Annotated in this window: 19 protein-coding genes; 8 read left to right on the top strand and 11 right to left on the bottom strand. The window is 68.8% G+C overall.

What is annotated here, in order from left to right; genetic code table 11:
• Positions 1-27 precede the first annotated feature (27 nt).
• From C9E82_RS07850 to C9E82_RS07825, 6 genes are read right to left on the bottom strand one after another with little or no spacing between them, the layout of a single operon-like run.
• Positions 28-801, bottom strand: coding sequence for an ABC transporter ATP-binding protein (locus tag C9E82_RS07850; RefSeq protein WP_119896709.1), 774 nt, complete (start codon positions 799-801; stop codon positions 28-30).
• On the bottom strand, positions 789-1,757 hold the full coding sequence (locus tag C9E82_RS07845; protein ID WP_122449238.1) for a FecCD family ABC transporter permease: 969 nt from the start codon (positions 1,755-1,757) through the stop codon (positions 789-791). The genes C9E82_RS07850 and C9E82_RS07845 overlap by 13 nt, the downstream gene beginning before the upstream one ends.
• A gap of 16 nt (positions 1,758-1,773) precedes the next feature.
• Entirely contained in the window at positions 1,774-2,805 is a 1,032-nt protein-coding gene (locus C9E82_RS07840; protein ID WP_119896708.1) for an iron ABC transporter substrate-binding protein, read from the bottom strand.
• A complete protein-coding gene (locus C9E82_RS07835; protein WP_119896707.1) occupies positions 2,802-3,263 on the bottom strand; it encodes an SAM-dependent methyltransferase in 462 nt (153 codons plus the stop codon). The genes C9E82_RS07840 and C9E82_RS07835 overlap by 4 nt, the downstream gene beginning before the upstream one ends.
• A complete protein-coding gene (locus C9E82_RS07830) occupies positions 3,256-3,465 on the bottom strand; it encodes a TOBE domain-containing protein (protein WP_119896706.1) in 210 nt (69 codons plus the stop codon). Before C9E82_RS07830 ends, C9E82_RS07835 begins: the two co-directional genes overlap by 8 nt.
• A complete protein-coding gene (locus C9E82_RS07825) occupies positions 3,462-4,007 on the bottom strand; it encodes a DUF2478 domain-containing protein (protein WP_119896705.1) in 546 nt (181 codons plus the stop codon). Before C9E82_RS07825 ends, C9E82_RS07830 begins: the two co-directional genes overlap by 4 nt.
• Positions 4,008-4,285: 278 nt before the next feature.
• On the opposite strand from C9E82_RS07825, the gene C9E82_RS07820 reads away from it, so the two are divergent.
• Complete coding sequence (locus tag C9E82_RS07820; RefSeq protein ID WP_244936004.1) at positions 4,286-6,313, top strand: TonB-dependent receptor plug domain-containing protein; 2,028 nt, start codon at positions 4,286-4,288, stop codon at positions 6,311-6,313.
• 56 nt (positions 6,314-6,369) lie between these two features.
• Complete coding sequence (locus tag C9E82_RS07815; RefSeq protein WP_119896703.1) at positions 6,370-6,987, top strand: serine integrase family protein; 618 nt, start codon at positions 6,370-6,372, stop codon at positions 6,985-6,987.
• 41 nt (positions 6,988-7,028) lie between these two features.
• On the opposite strand, the gene C9E82_RS07810 is transcribed toward C9E82_RS07815, so the two are convergent.
• Positions 7,029-7,475, bottom strand: a complete 447-nt coding sequence (locus C9E82_RS07810) for an SRPBCC family protein (protein ID WP_119896702.1) — start codon at positions 7,473-7,475, stop codon at positions 7,029-7,031.
• Positions 7,476-7,523: 48 nt separating this feature from the next.
• On the opposite strand from C9E82_RS07810, the gene C9E82_RS07805 reads away from it, so the two are divergent.
• The gene (locus C9E82_RS07805; protein ID WP_119896722.1) at positions 7,524-7,880 is read left to right on the top strand and encodes an ArsR/SmtB family transcription factor; all 357 of its coding nucleotides are present in this window, start codon (positions 7,524-7,526) and stop codon (positions 7,878-7,880) included.
• A gap of 120 nt (positions 7,881-8,000) precedes the next feature.
• On the top strand, positions 8,001-8,558 hold the full coding sequence (locus C9E82_RS07800) for a DUF2585 domain-containing protein (RefSeq protein ID WP_119896701.1): 558 nt from the start codon (positions 8,001-8,003) through the stop codon (positions 8,556-8,558).
• Between the two features lie 24 nt (positions 8,559-8,582).
• Here the strand turns inward: C9E82_RS07800 and C9E82_RS07795 are convergent, their stop codons facing one another.
• The 4 genes from C9E82_RS07795 to C9E82_RS07780 form a co-directional block, all read right to left on the bottom strand.
• On the bottom strand, positions 8,583-9,209 hold the full coding sequence (locus C9E82_RS07795; RefSeq protein WP_119896700.1) for a YdeI/OmpD-associated family protein: 627 nt from the start codon (positions 9,207-9,209) through the stop codon (positions 8,583-8,585).
• Between the two features lie 14 nt (positions 9,210-9,223).
• Positions 9,224-10,165 carry an SRPBCC family protein gene (locus C9E82_RS07790; RefSeq protein WP_119896699.1) on the bottom strand — a complete coding sequence of 314 codons (942 nt, stop codon included), beginning with the start codon at positions 10,163-10,165 and terminating at the stop codon, positions 9,224-9,226.
• Positions 10,162-10,500, bottom strand: coding sequence for an ArsR/SmtB family transcription factor (locus tag C9E82_RS07785; RefSeq protein ID WP_119896698.1), 339 nt, complete (start codon positions 10,498-10,500; stop codon positions 10,162-10,164). Before C9E82_RS07785 ends, C9E82_RS07790 begins: the two co-directional genes overlap by 4 nt.
• Before the next feature lie 114 nt (positions 10,501-10,614).
• Positions 10,615-11,217 (bottom strand): helix-turn-helix domain-containing protein, encoded by a 603-nt coding sequence (locus C9E82_RS07780; RefSeq protein ID WP_244936003.1) that lies wholly within the window; start codon positions 11,215-11,217, stop codon positions 10,615-10,617.
• A 342-nt stretch (positions 11,218-11,559) separates the two neighbouring features.
• Here C9E82_RS07780 and C9E82_RS07775 point away from each other — a divergent pair, with 342 nt between their 5' ends.
• The 4 genes from C9E82_RS07775 to C9E82_RS07760 are packed head-to-tail and all read left to right on the top strand — an operon-like array spanning position 11,560 to position 17,006.
• On the top strand, positions 11,560-13,005 hold the full coding sequence (locus tag C9E82_RS07775; protein ID WP_119896696.1) for an FAD-binding oxidoreductase: 1,446 nt from the start codon (positions 11,560-11,562) through the stop codon (positions 13,003-13,005).
• A 38-nt stretch (positions 13,006-13,043) separates the two neighbouring features.
• Positions 13,044-14,126: an ABC transporter substrate-binding protein gene (locus C9E82_RS07770; protein WP_119896695.1), complete on the top strand. Its 1,083-nt coding sequence runs from the start codon at positions 13,044-13,046 to the stop codon at positions 14,124-14,126.
• Between the two features lie 22 nt (positions 14,127-14,148).
• The gene (locus C9E82_RS07765) at positions 14,149-15,231 is read left to right on the top strand and encodes an ABC transporter ATP-binding protein (protein ID WP_119896694.1); all 1,083 of its coding nucleotides are present in this window, start codon (positions 14,149-14,151) and stop codon (positions 15,229-15,231) included.
• Positions 15,231-17,006, top strand: a complete 1,776-nt coding sequence (locus tag C9E82_RS07760) for an ABC transporter permease subunit (RefSeq protein ID WP_205962121.1) — start codon at positions 15,231-15,233, stop codon at positions 17,004-17,006. Before C9E82_RS07765 ends, C9E82_RS07760 begins: the two co-directional genes overlap by 1 nt.
• Positions 17,007-17,022 lie beyond the last annotated feature (16 nt).

Raw genomic sequence — 17,022 nt, 5'->3', positions numbered from 1 at the left:
GCGGAACGCGCCGCCCGCGGGCTGCGATCAGTAGAAATGCAGCCGGCCGTCCCTGCCCGTCTCGCGGCGGACCGGGATGCCATAGAGCCGTGACAGGTTGTCCGCCGTCAGCGTCCGGGACACCGGCCCCGAGGCGATCGGGCCATCGCGGTTCACAAGCAGCGCGTGATCGCCCAGGGCCGCGGCCTGGTCGGGATCGTGGCTGGACAGGATCACGCCGGTGCCCAGGTCCGCCAGCCGGCGGATGGCCTTGCCCACAAGGACCCGGTTGGCGAAATCGAGACTGGCGGTCGGCTCGTCCATGATGATCGCCGCCGCCTCCTGCGCCAGCGCGCGAGCGATCAGCACCAGCTGGCGCTGACCGCCGGACAGCCGCGTGACCTCGGATCGGGCCAGATCGGCGATCCCCAGCCGCTCCAGCGCGGCCATCGCCCGATCCGCCTCGGGCCTGCCGGGACGCGCGAACGGCCCCAGACCCGCCGCCGCCCCCATCAGCACGATGTCCAGCGCGGTGAAGGCGAAGGGCGTGGTCAGCGCCTGCGGCACATGGGCCAGATGGCGGGCGATCTGGGCGCGCGACAGGCGAGGAAGCGGCTGCCCGGCCAGCTCGATCCGGCCGGCGACCGGCGGGATCAGTCCCAGCAGCGTGCGGAACAGCGTCGTCTTGCCCGCCCCGTTCGGCCCCAGCAGGCATAGCACCCGCCCCGGCTCCAGCCGCAGGTCGATGCCGCGGATCAGCGCCCTGCCGCCATGGCCGACGGCAAGCTCGCGCGCCTCGACCAGCGGGGTCATTCGCTCCATGGCCTTGCCCCGCGCGCCAGCAGCCAGACGAAGACCGGCGCGCCAAGCACCGCCGTCAGGATGCCAAGCGGCACCTCCATCAGCGCGATCGTCCGGGCGGCGGTATCGACCAGCACCATGAAGCCCGCCCCGATCAGGGCGGCAGCGGGCAGCAGCCGGTCGAAGCGCGGCCCTGTGACCAGCCGCGCCATATGCGGCACCATCAGCCCGACCCAGCCGATCACCCCCGCCATCGAGACCGCCGCCGCCGTCATCAGCGTGGCGCAGGCGATGACCAGCAGTCGCAGGCGGGTGGCGTCGATGCCCATCGCGCGCGCCTCGTCGTCGCCCATCGCCAGCAGGCCGATCCGCCAGCGCAGCAGCAAAAGCGGCGCGATGCCGATCAGCAGCGCCGGCAGGGTGGCGACCAGATCGGCGCGCTTGACGCCGGCCAGGCTGCCCATCAGCCAGAAGGTGATGGCGGGCAGCTGCTGTTCGGGATCGGCCAGCAGCTTGACCAGCGAGATCCCGGCCCCGGCCAGCGCCCCGATGGCGATCCCGCACAGCACCATGACCAGCACCTGCCCGGTCCCGCGCAGGGCCAGCGTCAGGCCCAGCACCAGCGCCACGGTCAGAAGGCCGGTGGCGAAACCCAGGGCCTGGATCCCCAGTACCGGCAGGCCCATCAGGATGCCCAGCACCGCCCCGAAGCCCGCCCCGGCCGAAACCCCCAGAATATCGGGCGAGACCAGCGGATTGCGGAAGGTGGTCTGATAGGCCGCCCCGGCCGCCGCCAGCGCCGCGCCGACCAGCGCGGCGGCCAGCACGCGCGGCAGGCGGATGTTCAGCAGCACCGTCGCCGCCTGCGGATCGGACCGATCGCCCGCCAGCACCGTCAGGATCTTGCCCAGAGGCAGCGCATAGGGGCCGATCGCCGCCCCCGCCACCAGCACCGCAAGCAGCCCCAGCGCCAGCAGGCCGGTCAGCGCGCGCTCAGTCCCCCAGCAACGCCGTCAGGGCTGCATCATCGGGGCGCAGGCCATAGAACAGCTCGTAGAACTCGGCCACATCGGCCCGCAGGTCCCCGGTCGCCGCCTGTGGATACAGCTTGTGCGACAGCCAGATCAGCCCCGCCAGCCGATTGACCGAGGGTGGCGCGTCGATGAAGCCGAAGGGCGCCGAGGGCGCCAGATAGACCCGGCCGTTCTCCACCGCCGGGATCCCCTGCCATTCGGGCATCGCCCCGACATTGGCGGCAAACTGGCGGTCGATGGTGATGATCACCTCGGGCGCCCAGGCCTGGACCTGCTCGGGCGAGACGGTGGCCAGCCCGTCGGTCCCGGCCTCGACGACATTGCGGCCGCCGACCCGCTCGATGATCTCGGCATTGATCGAGCCGCGCGCCGGGGTCTCCAGCCCCTCGGGGCCGCGGGCCAGATAGACGCTGGGGCGGTCGGCATCGGGAATGCCCGCCAGCAGCGCGTCCAGCCTGGCCAGCGTGTTTTCGGCATAGGCGGCCAGCGCCTCGCCCCGCTCGGCCACGTCCAGGACCTCGGCCATCTGGCGGATTCCCTGCGGCATATGGGCAAAGCTGCCGTCGATCAGGACGTAAGGCAGGCCCGCCTGCTGCTGGATGCGGCCGGCCAGGTCGACATAGGTGCCGCTGACCGTGCCGTAATCGACGATCAGGTCGGGACCGGTCGACAGCAGCACCTCCAGGTTCAGCGTGTCGCCGCGACCGGTCAGCCGGCCCAGCTCGGGCAGCCCGGCGGCCTCGGGGCGCAGCCAGGGCAGCGCCTCGGGCTTGGGCGCGCTGACCCAGCCGATCATCGCCTGGGGTTTCAGCGCGTAAAGCAGCGTGGCGGCGGGCGGCCCGGCGGCAAAGACGCGGGCCGGATCGTCGGGCACCTGCACCTCGCGCCCGGTGGCGTCGGTGACGGTGCGACCCTCGAAGGCCAGCGCGGGAAGCGCCGCGACCAGGGCCAGCAGGGCGGCGGCAAATCCGCGGCGGGACGGAAGGATCATGGGACGGCTCCGAACTCTGCCTTGATGTCGATCAGCGGCGTGCCGTCCAGGCAGTCGAGCCCGCGCACCGCCAGCACCGGCCCCTCTACCGCCAGCAGCCGCACGATGGACGAGGCGACCGGGTTGGGCCGAACCGGAGAGCGCAGGGCGAAGGTTCCGGTGGCGCTGTCGCCGAAGGCGGGGTTCTGCAGGACCAGGTCGCGCCGGGCCCGGTCCATCCAGTAGAGGATCTGCAGGTGGTCGTGCTTGCCGATCCCGGTCAGCCCGGCCGCCCATCTCTCGTCCAGCACGATCCGGCATTCCGGGCCGTTCTGGGCATCGCCGCGACGCGGGCAGTCGCCGCGCCGCGTCCAGGGCGTATAGATGCGGCCGATGAACCACAGCTGCGCGTCGAACCGGTCGGGCGGCTCCACGGCCAGCTCATGCGGCCGCAGGGCGTCCGCGCAGGTTTCAGTCATCGACCCCGACCATGACGTCGGACGCCTTGATGACCGCCGAGGCGCGGCTGCCGACCTTCAGGCCCAGTTCCTTCACCGCCTCATTGGTGATCGAGGCGGTCACCATGCTGCCGCCCAGGTCGATGCGGACATGGCTGGTCACGGCGCCGGTGACGATCTCGGTCACGGTGCCGGGCAGGACGTTTCTTGCGCTGAGTTTCATGGCTGGGTCTCCTCCTTGGGGGTTTTCCGGGTCGTGTTCGCGCAGGCGGTGCGCAGCCAGTCCAGCACCCGGTCCGCCTCGGCGGGCAGCGGGCTGGCCTTGCCATCCGCGAAGGCCAGGAAGGCGTCGCGCCATTCGGGCGAGACGCCGACCAGCACCGGCAGCCCGCGCCCGCAGGCCTCGCCGATCGCCGCGACCAGGCCGCGGCCGGCGGCCTCCTGCTTGCCGAACTTGTTCACCACCAGCGCCTGCGCGGCGGGCAGGCGGTCATGGACGACCATCACCGCCGCCTCCAGCGCGCCGGCGTCCAGCCGGCAGCCGGTGACGCCCGGCTGCAGCGGAAAGCTGATGTTGCGCCGCTCGCCATCCGGCAGCAAGCCGAGGATGATGTTGCATTTTTCCTGCGGCTGGTCGGGGTCGGACAGCTGCACCGTACCCGCCAGCGTCATGCCCGCCAGGGCCGCCCGTTCGGCGACCGCGGCCAGCACCGCATCCGTCCTTCGCTCCTCCTCGGAGCAGACATACCGGATTTCCATCTGCATCCCTGCCTTTGCCCGCGACGCCTCGGCGCCTGTCGTTAGGAATAGTGGGACATATCGCCCCGTGCTGGCAAGTCCCGTGAAGGTTCCGGCCGTGCGATTTCCCCTCGCGACAGGACAAAAGACTTTCAACGCCCTTCACATGCTTGCATTCATCGCGATTACGTTATGTTTGTGTGGAAATAACGATTCTCTCCGGGACAGAGGGGGAGATGGTTCAGGAGGGACAGATGTTACTGAAAACACGGGCCGGATTGCTTTCGGCGGCAGCCTTGTGGCTGATGCCGATAACCGCGACAGGGCAGGAATCGCAGGCCGAGACGCAGCCTTTCGTCCTTGGCACGATCATCGTCACCGCCGAGGGCGAGCAGGGCCGCGGCGGCACCTCCTCGACCGTCACCGGCGAAGAGATCGCGCGCCAGAACCGCGTGACGCTGGACGATGCGCTGCGCAGCGTGCCGGGCGTGGCCGTCGGCAATACCGGCGGCAGCCGGAACGAGCGGCTGGTCCATGTGCGCGGCTTCGACCGCTTCCAGGTGCCGGTCTCGATCGACGGCATCCGCGTCTATCTGCCCGCCGACAACCGGCTGGACTATGGCCGTTTCCTCACCCCGGACCTGTCCGAGATCCAGGTGCAGAAGGGCTACGTCTCGGTCCTGAACGGGCCGGGCGGCATGGGCGGGGCGATCAACCTGGTGACGCGCCAGCCCTCGGCCCCCTTCGAGGGCGAGGCGCGGATCGGGCTGGAGGCCGGCAATCGCGGCGACATCACCGCCCGCACCGGCTTTCTGTCGCTTGGCAGCCGGCAGCAGGATTTCTGGCTGCAGGGCAGTTACCTGAAGCGGGACAATGACGGCTTCTACCTGTCGCGCGACTATACGCCCCGGCCGCAGCAGGGCGCGGGGTTGCGCGACCATTCCGACACCGATGACAGCCGGCTGAACCTGAAGGCGGGCTGGACGCCGAATGCGACGGATGAATATGTGTTCAGCTATACGCGGCAGACCGGGGCGAAGAAGGCGCCCTACAATGTCGACCAGCCGATCCGGGGCATCACCGACGAGCCGGGGCCGGGACAAAGCTGGCAGCGCGACTGGACCTGGCCGGAATGGGACCTGGACAGCCTGGCCTTCTATTCCCACACCGAACTGGGCGGCGGCTATCTGAAGACCCGCGCCTATTACAACCGCTTCGACAACCTGCTGTCGGCCTGGGACGATTCCAGCCATGGCAGCCAGACCGAACGCCGCGCCTTCGACAGCCGCTACAAGGACCGCGCCTGGGGTCTCAGCCTCGAGGGCGGGGCCGAACTGGGCGCGGCCAACACGCTGCGCGGGGCGCTGCATTACCGCCGCGACCGCCATGACAGCATCCAGCACAACCAGCCCGACCTTGGCGGCCTGCCGGACACACCGGAACGCAGCGAGGAAGAAACCTGGTCGCTGGCGCTGGAGAATACATGGCAGGCGCGCGCGGAGTTCAGCGTGATCGCCGGGATCAGCTATGATAAGGCCTCGGTGCTGAAGGCCGACCGCACCGTGGATGACGCGGGCCTGCCGACCGGGTCGTCGGATGCGGTGAACTGGCAGCTGGCGGCGATCTGGCAGCCCGAGGCGGGCGGCGAGTTCCACGCCAGCCTGTCCTCGCGCACCCGCTTTCCGACGCTCTGGAACCGCTACAGCACCCGCTTCGGCACGGCGGTTCCCAATCCCGATCTGAAATCCGAACGCGCGCTGAATGTCGAGATCGGCTATGGCGGCGAGATCGGCCCGGCGCGGGTCCAGACCGCGCTGTTCTACAGCAAGGTCGACGACATGATCCAGTCGGTGCCGGTCGGCCCGGACCTGACCCAGAGCCAGAATGTCGGCGACGGCACCTACAAGGGCTTCGAGATCGAGGCCGACTGGCAGCTGGGCGACCGGCTGGGGCTGGTGGCGAACTATACCTGGCTGCAGCGCGGCATCACCGATCCGGTGCGCGCCGATTACCGTCCCACCGACACGCCACGCCACACTGCCTTCCTGCGGCTGGACTGGCAGGCGCTGGACCGGCTGACCGTCTCGCCCTCGGTCGAGGTCTCGGGCGCGCGGCTGTCGGAAAGCGCGATCCAGCCCGAGGACCCCACGCAGATCGCCTATACAAGGATGGGCGGCTTCGGCCTGGCCAACCTGGATTTCGACTGGCAGGCGACCGACCGGACCAGCGTGGTCTTCGGCATCCGCAACCTCTTCGACCGCGATTACCAACTGGTCGAGGGCTATCCCGAGCCGGGCCGCAGCTTCTTCCTGACGACCCGCGTCGCGTTCTGACATCACCCGCGGCGCCGCGGATGGCGCCGCCGCCACCAGCACAAGCAGCCTGCGCCATGACCCGGTATGTGATCTATATGCGCGTCGGATACGAGGACCAGGGCCGGCCAGAGGCAAGCCTGGCCGCCCAACGGCGCGACATCGATTTCTTCCTGGACCATTACGCGACCGCGCCGCCCGCCGTGACCGCCCGCTTCCGCGACCAGCTGGTGCCCGAGGGCCAGCCGCTTCTCGGGTTGCAGGCGGCCCTGTCGGACTGCCGCAAACAGTCCGCCGTCCTGCTGGTGGCGCGGCTGGACCGGTTGCCCTTCGCGCAGTTCGGCTATGCGCCCTTCTTCGCGGACCCGGTGGTCGGGCTGCGCGTCGCGGCGCTGCCCCATGCGACCAAGACCGAATTGTCGATCCATGCCCGCATGTTGGCGCAAGAGCAGTCCTTCCACGCCCGCCAGGCCCTGGCCCGGCTGGAAAATCGCGGGGCCGAGCGCAACCGCAAGCCGCTGGCCCCATGCGGCACGGCCTCGGACCAGGTCGCGCGGATCGTGCTGCCGATGCGCCAGGGCGGCGCGACGCTTCGCGACATCGCCTCGGCGCTGAACCGCGCCGGGCTGACCACCGCCAGCGGCACGGCATGGCGCCCCACGCAGGTGTCGCGGCTGCTGCACATGCTGGGCTGAGACGGCGGACCCGGCCGCCGCCAAGCCTCAGCCGTTCGGACCTATTTGTAGAAGCCCTCGCGCAGGTTGATGCCATGTTCCAGCCATGCCTTCATGGCGCAGATCATGCCGGTCCAGCCCTCGCTATTGGCCAGGCAGCCCTTCAGCCCCGCCTCGGTCTCGGGCCAGCCATATTCGCTGATCCGCACCAGCGTGCGGCCGTCCTCCAGCGCCTGGAAGGTCATGGTCACGGTGGTCCAGATGCGCGGCTCGCTGTCGGTTTCCCATTGCAGGGTGATGCGCTCGTTCGGGACGACCTCCTGGACCAGGACCGGAAAGGCGCCGGGGAAATCGTGGAAATCCCAGGTCACCTCGGCCCCGGTCTCCAGCCGCCCCCTGGCGCCGCCGGTGGTGAAGAACTTCGACAGCCTGTCGGGATTCACGACGGTTTCGAAGACCTCTTCGACCGGCTTCGCGATCCGCCCGCCGACGGTGAATTTCAGTTCCATGCTGCATTCCTCCTTGTGCTGCGCCCCATTATGTTATATTTCTATAACATGTCAATCGAGGATCAGGACGACGCGCTGTTCAAGGCGCTGGGGCACCGGGCGCGCCGGCAATTGCTGGACCTGCTGAAGGCGGGCCCGAAGACCACCGGCGCGCTGTGCGAGGCGCTGCCGCAACTGGACCGCTGCACGGTCATGCAGCATCTGCGGGTGCTGGAGGCGGCCGGGCTGGTCGTGGTCGAGCGGCGCGGGCGCGAAAGATGGAACCACCTGGACGCGCTGCCCATCCACGCGCTGCACGAACGCTGGATCGGCCCCTATGCCGCCTATGCGGTGAACATGCTGGGGGCGTTGAAGCAGGCGGCGGAAAAGACACAGCCCGACCGGACGAAGGACCATTCGACCTAGGCCGGGGCACCCGGCGGGCGCGGCAGGATGCGAAGAAGGGGCTGGCCGAACGCACGCCCGGCCTCTATGCCGCGTCAGGCGGGCGACGGCGGCCCGCGCAGGACGGAGCGGCCAAACCCGATGAGACGGCATCTCACCCCCCATATCCTCGTGGCCCTGATCGTCCTGGGCGCGGCGCTCTGGCTGCTGGCGGCGGGGCGCGAGCCGATCTGCACCTGCGGCCATGTCAAGCTCTGGCACGGCCAGACGATGAGTTCGGAGAACTCGCAGCACATCGCGGACTGGTACACGCCCTCGCATCTGCTGCACGGGATCCTCTTCTACGCGCTGCTGTGGCTGGTCGCGCGCCGCGTGCCCTTCGGCTGGCGGCTGGTCATCGCCACGCTGATCGAGGCCGCCTGGGAGATCGTCGAGAACTCCGACCGGATCATCGAACGCTATCGCGCCGTCACCATCTCGCTGGACTATTACGGTGACAGCGTGGTGAATTCGGTGGCCGACATCCTGGCGATGATCGCCGGCTTCTGGCTGGCGCGGGTGCTGCCGGTCTGGGCCTCGGTCGCGCTGGTGCTGGGGTTCGAGCTGCTGACGCTGTGGATCATCCGCGACGGGCTGGCGCTGAACGTGCTGATGCTGCTCTGGCCGCTCGAGGCGATCCGCGACTGGCAGGCGGGCTAGCCGGGCCGCTCAGCGGCCGGCCCCCTATCGCTCCAGCGCACCCTTGCCGGCGATGATCCGGTCGCGGAACTTCTCGATCCGCGCCACCCGCGTCGCGGATTGCCTGGCCTGGCCCAGGTTGAACATGTAGCTTCGCTGCCGCCCAGGGGTCAGGGCGTGAAAGGCCTCGGCCAGTTCCGGGTCGGCATCCAGCGCCTCGGCCAGCTCGGCAGGCATGTCGATCTGCCGCTCCGGTTTCGGCGGCTTCGTGCCGGCCTCGGCATGGTCCATCAACTGCCGCAGATAGGCCCGGATCACCGGCTCCAGCGCGCGGACCTGCGCGACATCGGTAAAGCGGATCATGCTGGGCGTCTGGCTGTTCGGCCCCTGCGGCTCCAGCACGCCCTCGGTGTCCCGCAGCAGGCCCGGATTCATGAAGCCAAGCCGGAAATCGCCCCGCAGCGCCCCGAAGATCGCGATGTTGCGGCCGGCGTGCATATAGGTGGGATGGGCCCATTTCACCGTCTCTTCCAGCCCCATGTCCAGGCAGATGCGGCGCAGGTCGTTCAGCCCGGCGATCCATGGCCGCGTGGAACAATCCGGCGTCGCAAAACGGGCGCAGCGGCCGCAGCCCTTGGTGAAGAAATCCTCTGCGTCGGTGATCATCGCCATGCCCGACAGCCTCGTCACCCGGCGCCCAGGAAGCGGGCCAGCTTGCCCAGGGTCTGCTGCCCCAGCTCCACCGCGCCGAAGCCCTTGGCCTCCTGGAACTCGGCCGCCGTGGTGAAGACCATCCCCAGCGTCACTCTGGTCGTGCCCTCCGCTTCCTCGAAGGACACCCAGGCATCGGCGTGTTTCGGCCCGTCCTCGCCCCACAGCAGCGTATAGGCGATCCGGTCCTCGCGGAGCTCGTGGTAGCGGTGATGGTTGGGGAAGACCGTGCCGTCCGGGCCGATCATGTCGAAGACCCATTCGCCGCCGGTCCGCAGCTCGATCCGCCTGGTGCGGCAGGAAAACCCGTCCGGCCCCCACCATTGCGGCAGGGTCTTCGGATTCGTCCAGGCCTCCCAGACCGCCCGCCGGGGAGCGCGGATGACCCGCTCCAGCACCATGGTCCGCGCGGCCACGCCGGTCAGATTGTCCAGCCCGGCATCGAAACCCTGCCGATAGCCCGCCTCCATGTCCTCGGCCAGGGACGACAGCTGCACCGTCACCGTCAACTGGCTGCCCTCGCCCCTGGGCGCGAAATCCGCCGTCACCAGCGCCGCCGATCGCGCCACGCCCCCGGACGAGACCAGCTCGTAATTCACGCTGCGCTGCGCCGCCTGCAGGTCCAGCCAGCCGCATTCGCAGCGGATGTCGGGCTGGCCCGCCACCTTGCACAGCGAGACCTCGGGTGCGCCGGGATCGGCCTTGAGGAACTCGACCGTGACCGAGGGCGCAGGCGCGGCCCAGATCGCCCGCGCGGCGGGCGCGGTCCAGGCCTGCCACAGGGTCGCGACGGGCGCGGCGACCTGCCGCTGGAAACGCAGCGTGGCAAAGCGGCCGATCCCGCCACCCTCCTGCGGGGCTTCGTCCTGGCCGCGGGCCGGGCGCGAATCGGTATCGGGATCCAGATCGGATGTCATTTGCGTTCCTCCATCAGCTTCATGACGCAGTCGTCCAGCCGGTCCAGCCGGCTTTCCCACAGCATCCGTTGCTCATCCAGCCAGCTCCGCACCGGGGCCAGCGCCTGGGGCACGATGGCGCAGGACCGCACCCGCCCATCCTTGGCCGTGGCGATCAGCCCCGCCTGTTCCAGCACCGAAAGATGCCGCATCACCGTCGGCAGGCGCAGCCCGGTGGGCGCGGCCAGCTGCGTCACCGGCGCCGGGCCCTCGGCCAGCCGCGTCAGGATCGCCCGCCGGGTCGGATCCGCCAGGGCATGGAACAGCAGCGAAAGGTCGGGTTCATGCTTAGCCATGCAGCTAACCATGCCTGGTTTTCGGCCCTTGGCAAGAGAAACTTTGCAGATCGGCTAAGTTTTTCCGCCGACGCGCTTGCACCGGCGGCGGGAAAGACCCCGGCCGCGCCGCGATCAGGAGGATTTCGTGCCGAGAACCCAGATCAGCTCGGCATCGACATCGCCTTGGGAGGTCCAGCAATGCTCGGTCGAGGCGTCGTAATACATGCTGTCGCCGGGATGGAGCAGCAGCGGCTCGTAGAGCCGGCTGTGGACGACCAGCTCACCCTTGAGGACGGTCAGGAAGATCTCGCCATCCGAGACGCCCCAGGATTCGTAATCCTCGGGCGAGCGGGCCTTGACCACGGTGCGGATCGGGGTGAAGCACTTGTTCTTCAGGTCGGTGCACAGCAGCTTGTTGTTGCAGGTGGCGTTGTTCAGGTTGTCACCCTGCCCGGCGCGGGCGATGCTGCGGCGGCCGGTGACCGGTGCGACGCCCCGGTCTTCGCCCAGCAGCGCCGACAGCTCGACCTGCAACCCGCTGGCGATGCGCTGAAGCGTGGTCAGCGTCGGCGACAGATCGTTGCGTTCGATCTTGGACAGTGCCGAGGTCGACACGCCGGTCAGCCGGGCGACCTCCTGCAGGGTCAGCTGCTGTTCCTTGCGGAACGCCTTCAGCCGCGGGCCCAGATCCAGCACCCGCTCTTTCCTGGGGCGCGCCGTCCGGCGCTGTCTCATTGCGATGTCACCAACCTGGTTCACGATCGGCATGTCTCTCCCAGCCCTGCATTCATCTCATCTTATCCATGGCGCGGCGGTCCTGTCGCGCAAATTTCCCCTGCCCTGCAAACTCCGCCTCCCGAAGAGGGCCACGGAAAGATCGCCGCAAAGCCGGCCCGCGCCTTCGCCGCCACTGCCCTTCCTGCAACCCATACCATGTCTTCACTAAAGTACCAATATTTTCCTATACGATAATTTTTCTATCATGACTCGAAAAATTCGGCTAGGAAGAACGGAAGGAATGATTCTGCGTCCCGAACATTGCGAAGATGTCGCCCGCAAACGCCCGGAGGAAAGGAAATGACCGCTGCCGCACCGCGCGAAGGCTCTGACCCGCAGCGCCTGCTGGACCGGATCCGCGAGCTGCTGGGCCCCGGCGCGGTGCTGGCGGACCCGGCCGAGACCCAAGGCTATTGCATCGACGCAAGGCGCAAGTTCGACGCCCCGGCGCTATGCGTCTGCAAGCCGCGCGACACGGCGCAGGTCGCGGCACTGGTGTCGATGCTGCATGCCGAGGGCTGGCCGATCCTGCCGCAGGGCGGCAATACCAGCCTCTGCGGCGGGGCCACGCCCGACGACCGCCTGCCGGTGATCGTCTCGACCGAGCGGCTGAACAGGATCCGTGCCATCGACCCCTTCGGCCTGACCATCGCCGCCCATGCGGGCTGCACCATCGCCCAGCTTCAGGCCGCGGCGGCCGGGCAGGACCTGCACTATCCCGTCAGCCTCGGCTCGGAAGGCAGCTGCCAGCTGGGCGGCACCATCGCCACCAATGCCGGCGGCACGGCGGTGCTGCGCTATGGCACGACGCGCGCGAACACGCTGGGGCTGGAGGTCGTGCTGCCCGATGGCCGGGTGCTGGACATGATGCGGGCGCTGCACAAGGACACGTCCGGCTATGACCTGAAGCAGCTTTTCATCGGCGCCGAGGGCACGCTGGGGATCGTCACGGCTGCGGTGATGAAGCTCTATCCCGCCGCCCCGGCAACCGCCATGTGCTGGCTGCGGATCGCCGGGCCAGAGCAGGCGCTGGAGCTGCTGAAGCTTTTCCGCGACCGCGCCGGGCACAGCCTGACCGCCTTCGAGCTGATGAACGCCCAGCAGCTGGCCAATGTGCTGGACCACGGCCCCCACGCCGCGCCGGTGGAAGGGCGCGAGGGCTGGCACCTGATGGTCGAGCTGGCCGACAGCGCCTCGGTCGATCTGGACGCGCTGATGGTGGAGGGCCTCGAACGGGCCTTCGAGACCGGTCTGATCCTCGACGGCAGCATTGCCCAGAACCTGACGCAGGCCGAAGCCATGTGGGCGATCCGCCACGGCGTGACGGAAGCGAATGCGCGGGTGGGGGTCAGCATCACCTCGGACACGGCGGTTCCGGTCGGCTGCGTGCCGGACTTCATCGCACGGGCCACGGAGGCGGTCATGGCGATCCATCCCGGCATCCAGGTGACCGTGGTGGGCCATGTCGGCGACGGCAACATCCATTTCATCGCCCTGTTCCCGCATGACCTCTGGGCCGCCCTGCCCGACCGCCCCGGCATCGAGGCGCGGGTGCGCAACGCCGTCAACGACCTGGCCATCGCGCTTGGCGGCACCTTCAGCGCCGAGCATGGCGTCGGCCGGACCATGACCGGGCTGATCGAGCGCTACAAGGCCGGGCCCGAGCTGGAGCTGATGCGGGCGCTGAAACGCTGCCTCGACCCCGGCGGGCTGATGAACCCGGACCGGGTCATCGGCCCCGCCTGACGACCCCCCGAAAAAGACCAACCGACAGGAGAGAGAAAATGACCAGACCCATCATGCCCGGCATCAAGCGCCGGACCCTTCTGCTGGGCGCGGCGGCCGGACTGGCCGCACCGGCGATCTGGCGCCCCTCGGGCGCGCGCGCCCAGACCTCGCGCATCGTGGTGCGCGACGATGGCGGCATCTATACCCAGGCCTATACCGAGGTCTTCTACCGCCCCTTCACCGAGGCCACCGGCATTCAGATCGTCCCCGCCCAGGCCCAGGCCGAGCCGACGGCGCAGATCCGCTCGATGGTGGAAACCCGGACCTATACCTGGGACATGGGCAAGATCTCGGTCCCCGCCGTGCTGCAGCTGACCTCGGGCGACACCAAATACCTGGAGCCCGTCGGGCTGGAGGCCGAGGACGTGATCCAGTCGATCCCGCAGCAATATCGCAACGACTACCAGGTCGGCACCAATGTCTACACCACCGTGCTGGCCTATCGCCGCGACGCCTTCGGGGGGCGCGAGGCGCCGGCCTCCTGGGCCGACCTGATGAACCCCGAGCAGTTCCCCGGCCGCCGCGCGCTGCGCCGCCATCCCTATGACACGCTGGAACAGGCGCTGATGGCCGATGGCGTCGCGCCGGGCGATGTCTATCCGCTGGACATCGACCGCGCCTTCTCGGTGCTGGACCGGGTGCAGCCGGCGACGGACATCTGGTGGACCAGCGGCGCGCAGGCCGAACAGCTGCTGATCTCGGGCGAGGTCGACCTGATCTCGACCTGGGTGTCGCGCGCGCAATCCGCGCAGGCGGCCGGCGCCCCGGTCGAGATCGTCTGGAACCAGAACATCTGGGGCTGCGACGGCTGGTCGATCCTGGCGGGCACGCCCAATGCCGATGCCTGCCGCGAGCTGATCAAGTTCGCCTCGGACCCGGCCCGCATGGCGCAGCTGGTCGAATTCTTCCCCGCCGGCATCGTCCAGCCCGCCGCCTTCGAGCAGATCCCCGAGGACGTGGCGCGGAGCTGCCCGACCTATCCCGAGAACATCGCGACCGGGCTGCAGATCGACGCGGCCTATTGGCTGGAGCAGGCCGATCCGGTGATCGAGCGGTTCAACACCTGGTTCATCGGCTAGGCCGAGGGGGGCGGAACGCGACATGAGCACTTTGGAAACGCAGGGTCTGGGCAAGGTCTATGGCGATTTCGTGGCCCTTGCCCCGACCGACCTGAAGGTCGAGAAGGCCGAGTTCCTGACGCTGCTGGGGCCGTCCGGCTCGGGCAAGACCACGCTGCTGAGCCTGATCGCCGGGCTGGCCGAGGCCGACAGCGGGCGCATCCTGATGAACGGCCGCGACGTGACCCATGCCGCGCCCTATCAGCGCGACATCGGCATGATGTTCCAGAACTATGCGCTGTTTCCGCATATGACCGTCGCCGAGAACATCGCCTTCCCGCTGAAGATGCGCCGGACCCCGGCCGCGGATGCCCGGCGGCTGGTGCAGGAGGCGCTGGACATGGTGCGCCTGCCCCATATCGCGGACCGCTATCCCAAGGAGCTGTCGGGCGGGCAGCAGCAGCGCGTCGCCCTGGCGCGCTGCACCATCTACCGCCCCTCGGTCATCCTGATGGACGAACCGCTCGGCGCGCTGGACAAGAAGCTGCGCGACCAGATGCAGTTCGAGATCCTGCGCATCCACAAGGAGATCGGCGGCACCATCGTCTATGTCACCCATGACCAGGAAGAGGCGATGACCATGTCGGACCGCATCTGCCTGATGAACGGCGGCAGGATCGCGCAGCTGGGCAGCCCGGCCGACCTGTATTTCCGCCCGCAATCGCTGTTCGTCGCCGATTTCCTGGGCGAGGCGAACCTGCTGGCGGGCCGGCTGGTCTCGGGCGCGGGCGGCGAGGGCGTGGTGCGGCTGGGCGACGACAGCGAGATCCGCGTCACCCTGCCCGCGCCGCTGGCCGCCGGGGCGGCGGTCCGGGTCATGCTGCGGCCCCAGAACCTGCGGCTGGAGGAGACCCCCGGCGAGGGGCCGACCGCGACGCTGCGCGCATCCAGCGTGACCGGCGCCAGCACCAAGTTCTTCCTCGAGGCGCCCGCACTGGCGTCCGACCCCCTGATCGCCACCCGCGCCACCGCGATGAGCGCGCATGCCCCCGAACCCGGCCGCGACTACCGGCTGAGCTTCGATCCGCGCGACGCCGTCGCCATCCCCGCCGAAGAGGCCGCGTGATGGCCGCCATTCCCGCCACGGCCCGTCCCCCGGCCGCAACCCGCAGGCCGATGAGCCGGCGCAGCAAGCAATTGCTGATGGCGGCGCCGATGGTGCTGCTGCTGGTGACCTTCCTGGTCTACCCTTCCGCGCAGCTGTTCCTGCTGTCCTTCCAGAGGGGCGACGGCTTCTCGCTGGAGAACTACCAGCGCCTGCTGGGCACGCCGGTCTATCTGACGGTGATGATGCTGACGCTGAAGATCTCGGTCGTCACGACGATCTTCGCCGTCATCGCCGGCTATCCGGTCGCCTATCTGATCTCGATCCTGCCGAGGGCGACCAAGGGCCGGATCCTGTTCTGGATCCTGCTGTCCTTCTGGACCTCCTTCCTGGTGCGGGCCTTCGCCTGGATCATCCTGCTGGGCCGCAACGGGGTGGTGAACCAGCTTCTGCAGACGCTCGGGATCACCGACGCGCCGGTCGCGCTGATGTACAACTTCCCGGCCGTGGTCATCGGCATGGTCCATGCGCTGTTGCCGCTGGCCGTGCTGACCATGCTGTCGGTAATGGAGAACATCGACCGCAACCTGACCCGCGCGGCCTCGACCCTTGGCGCCAAGCCCGGCATGGCCTTCTGGAAGGTCTATTTCCCGCTGTCCTTCCCCGGCGTGACCTCGGGCGCGCTGATGGTCTTCGTCACCGCCATCGGCTTCTTCATCTTCCCCGCCCTGCTGGGCGGCCGGCGCGAGACGATGATCACCCAGATCATCATCGAGCAGATCATCCAGACCATGAACTGGGGCTTTGCCGCCGCGGTGGCCGTGCTGCTGCTGGTGGTCGTGCTGCTGGTCTTCGTGATCTACGACCGCGCCGTCGGGCTGTCGACCGTGACGGGCGAGGCCAGGGCCACGGCCAGGCGCCGCGGCAAGGGCATCTTCTCGCAGGTCGGCGATGCGATCCTGACCGGGCTGGGGCATGGCTCGGACGCGATCATCGGGCTGTTTCCCCGCCGCCGCCAGGCGCGCGAGGGCGCGCCCCGCCCGCTGACGGCTTTCGTCGTCGCGCTGCTGGCGGTGATGACGCTGCCGGTGCTGCTGATGATCCCGCTGTCCTTCGCCGATAGCGGGCTGAACTGGCCGCCGCAGGGCTTCACGCTGCGCTGGTACGAGCAGATCTTCAACTCTCCGATCTGGATGAGCGCGCTGACCCGCTCGCTGGTCGTCGGGCTCTGCACGGCCACGCTGGCGCTTCTGATCGGCACCCCGGTCGCCTTCCTGATGGTGCGCGGCAGGATGCGTGGCAAGACGGCGCTTCTGGCCTTCACGCTGATGCCGGTGGTGATGCCGAACATGATCCTGTCGGTGGGGCTGTTCTACCTCTATGCCAGGATCGGGCTGGTCGGCACCAATCTGGGCCTGATCATCGGCCATACGGTGATCGCGGTGCCCTATGTGGTGCTGACGGTCATGTCTGTCCTGCGCAACTATGACAGCCGGCTGGACCTTGCCGCGCAGAGCCTCGGCGCGACGCCCTGGGTCACGCTGCGGCTGGTGACGCTGCCGATCATCGGGGCGGGCATGATCTCGGCCTTCCTGTTCGCCTTCACCATCAGCTTCGACGAGCTGACCATCGCGCTGTTCACCTCGGGCGGCGTGTCCGCGACCCTGCCCAAGCAGCTGTGGGACGAGGTGTCGCTGTCGATCTCGCCGCTGCTGGCGGCGGTATCGACCTGCCTGTTCCTGTTCGTGACGGTGCTGATCGTCCTTGCCGGGCTGCTGAACCGGCGCCAGAAATAACCAGAAACGGAAAGAT

The sequence above is a fragment of the Paracoccus sigandri genome (assembly GCF_003709565.1).
Taxonomy (GTDB): domain Bacteria; phylum Pseudomonadota; class Alphaproteobacteria; order Rhodobacterales; family Rhodobacteraceae; genus Paracoccus; species Paracoccus siganidrum.
The sequence above is the reverse complement of the archived record's forward strand: the minus strand, read 5'-3'. Positions and strand labels throughout refer to the sequence as shown.

What these genes read in the sequence shown, in the direction of transcription:
- C9E82_RS07850 (WP_119896709.1), bottom strand. Translation starts at nt 801, where the DNA reads ATGGAGCGAATGACCCCGCTGGTCGAGGCGCGCGAGCTTGCCGTCGGC.
- C9E82_RS07840 (WP_119896708.1), bottom strand. Translation starts at nt 2,805, where the DNA reads ATGATCCTTCCGTCCCGCCGCGGATTTGCCGCCGCCCTGCTGGCCCTG.
- C9E82_RS07835 (WP_119896707.1), bottom strand. Translation starts at nt 3,263, where the DNA reads ATGACTGAAACCTGCGCGGACGCCCTGCGGCCGCATGAGCTGGCCGTG.
- C9E82_RS07830 (WP_119896706.1), bottom strand. Translation starts at nt 3,465, where the DNA reads ATGAAACTCAGCGCAAGAAACGTCCTGCCCGGCACCGTGACCGAGATC.
- C9E82_RS07825 (WP_119896705.1), bottom strand. Translation starts at nt 4,007, where the DNA reads ATGCAGATGGAAATCCGGTATGTCTGCTCCGAGGAGGAGCGAAGGACG.
- C9E82_RS07820 (WP_244936004.1), top strand. Translation starts at nt 4,286, where the DNA reads ATGCCGATAACCGCGACAGGGCAGGAATCGCAGGCCGAGACGCAGCCT.
- C9E82_RS07815 (WP_119896703.1), top strand. Translation starts at nt 6,370, where the DNA reads ATGACCCGGTATGTGATCTATATGCGCGTCGGATACGAGGACCAGGGC.
- C9E82_RS07810 (WP_119896702.1), bottom strand. Translation starts at nt 7,475, where the DNA reads ATGGAACTGAAATTCACCGTCGGCGGGCGGATCGCGAAGCCGGTCGAA.
- C9E82_RS07805 (WP_119896722.1), top strand. Translation starts at nt 7,524, where the DNA reads ATGTCAATCGAGGATCAGGACGACGCGCTGTTCAAGGCGCTGGGGCAC.
- C9E82_RS07800 (WP_119896701.1), top strand. Translation starts at nt 8,001, where the DNA reads ATGAGACGGCATCTCACCCCCCATATCCTCGTGGCCCTGATCGTCCTG.
- C9E82_RS07795 (WP_119896700.1), bottom strand. Translation starts at nt 9,209, where the DNA reads ATGGCGATGATCACCGACGCAGAGGATTTCTTCACCAAGGGCTGCGGC.
- C9E82_RS07790 (WP_119896699.1), bottom strand. Translation starts at nt 10,165, where the DNA reads ATGACATCCGATCTGGATCCCGATACCGATTCGCGCCCGGCCCGCGGC.
- C9E82_RS07785 (WP_119896698.1), bottom strand. Translation starts at nt 10,500, where the DNA reads ATGGCTAAGCATGAACCCGACCTTTCGCTGCTGTTCCATGCCCTGGCG.
- C9E82_RS07780 (WP_244936003.1), bottom strand. Translation starts at nt 11,217, where the DNA reads ATGAGACAGCGCCGGACGGCGCGCCCCAGGAAAGAGCGGGTGCTGGAT.
- C9E82_RS07775 (WP_119896696.1), top strand. Translation starts at nt 11,560, where the DNA reads ATGACCGCTGCCGCACCGCGCGAAGGCTCTGACCCGCAGCGCCTGCTG.
- C9E82_RS07770 (WP_119896695.1), top strand. Translation starts at nt 13,044, where the DNA reads ATGACCAGACCCATCATGCCCGGCATCAAGCGCCGGACCCTTCTGCTG.
- C9E82_RS07765 (WP_119896694.1), top strand. Translation starts at nt 14,149, where the DNA reads ATGAGCACTTTGGAAACGCAGGGTCTGGGCAAGGTCTATGGCGATTTC.
- C9E82_RS07760 (WP_205962121.1), top strand. Translation starts at nt 15,231, where the DNA reads ATGGCCGCCATTCCCGCCACGGCCCGTCCCCCGGCCGCAACCCGCAGG.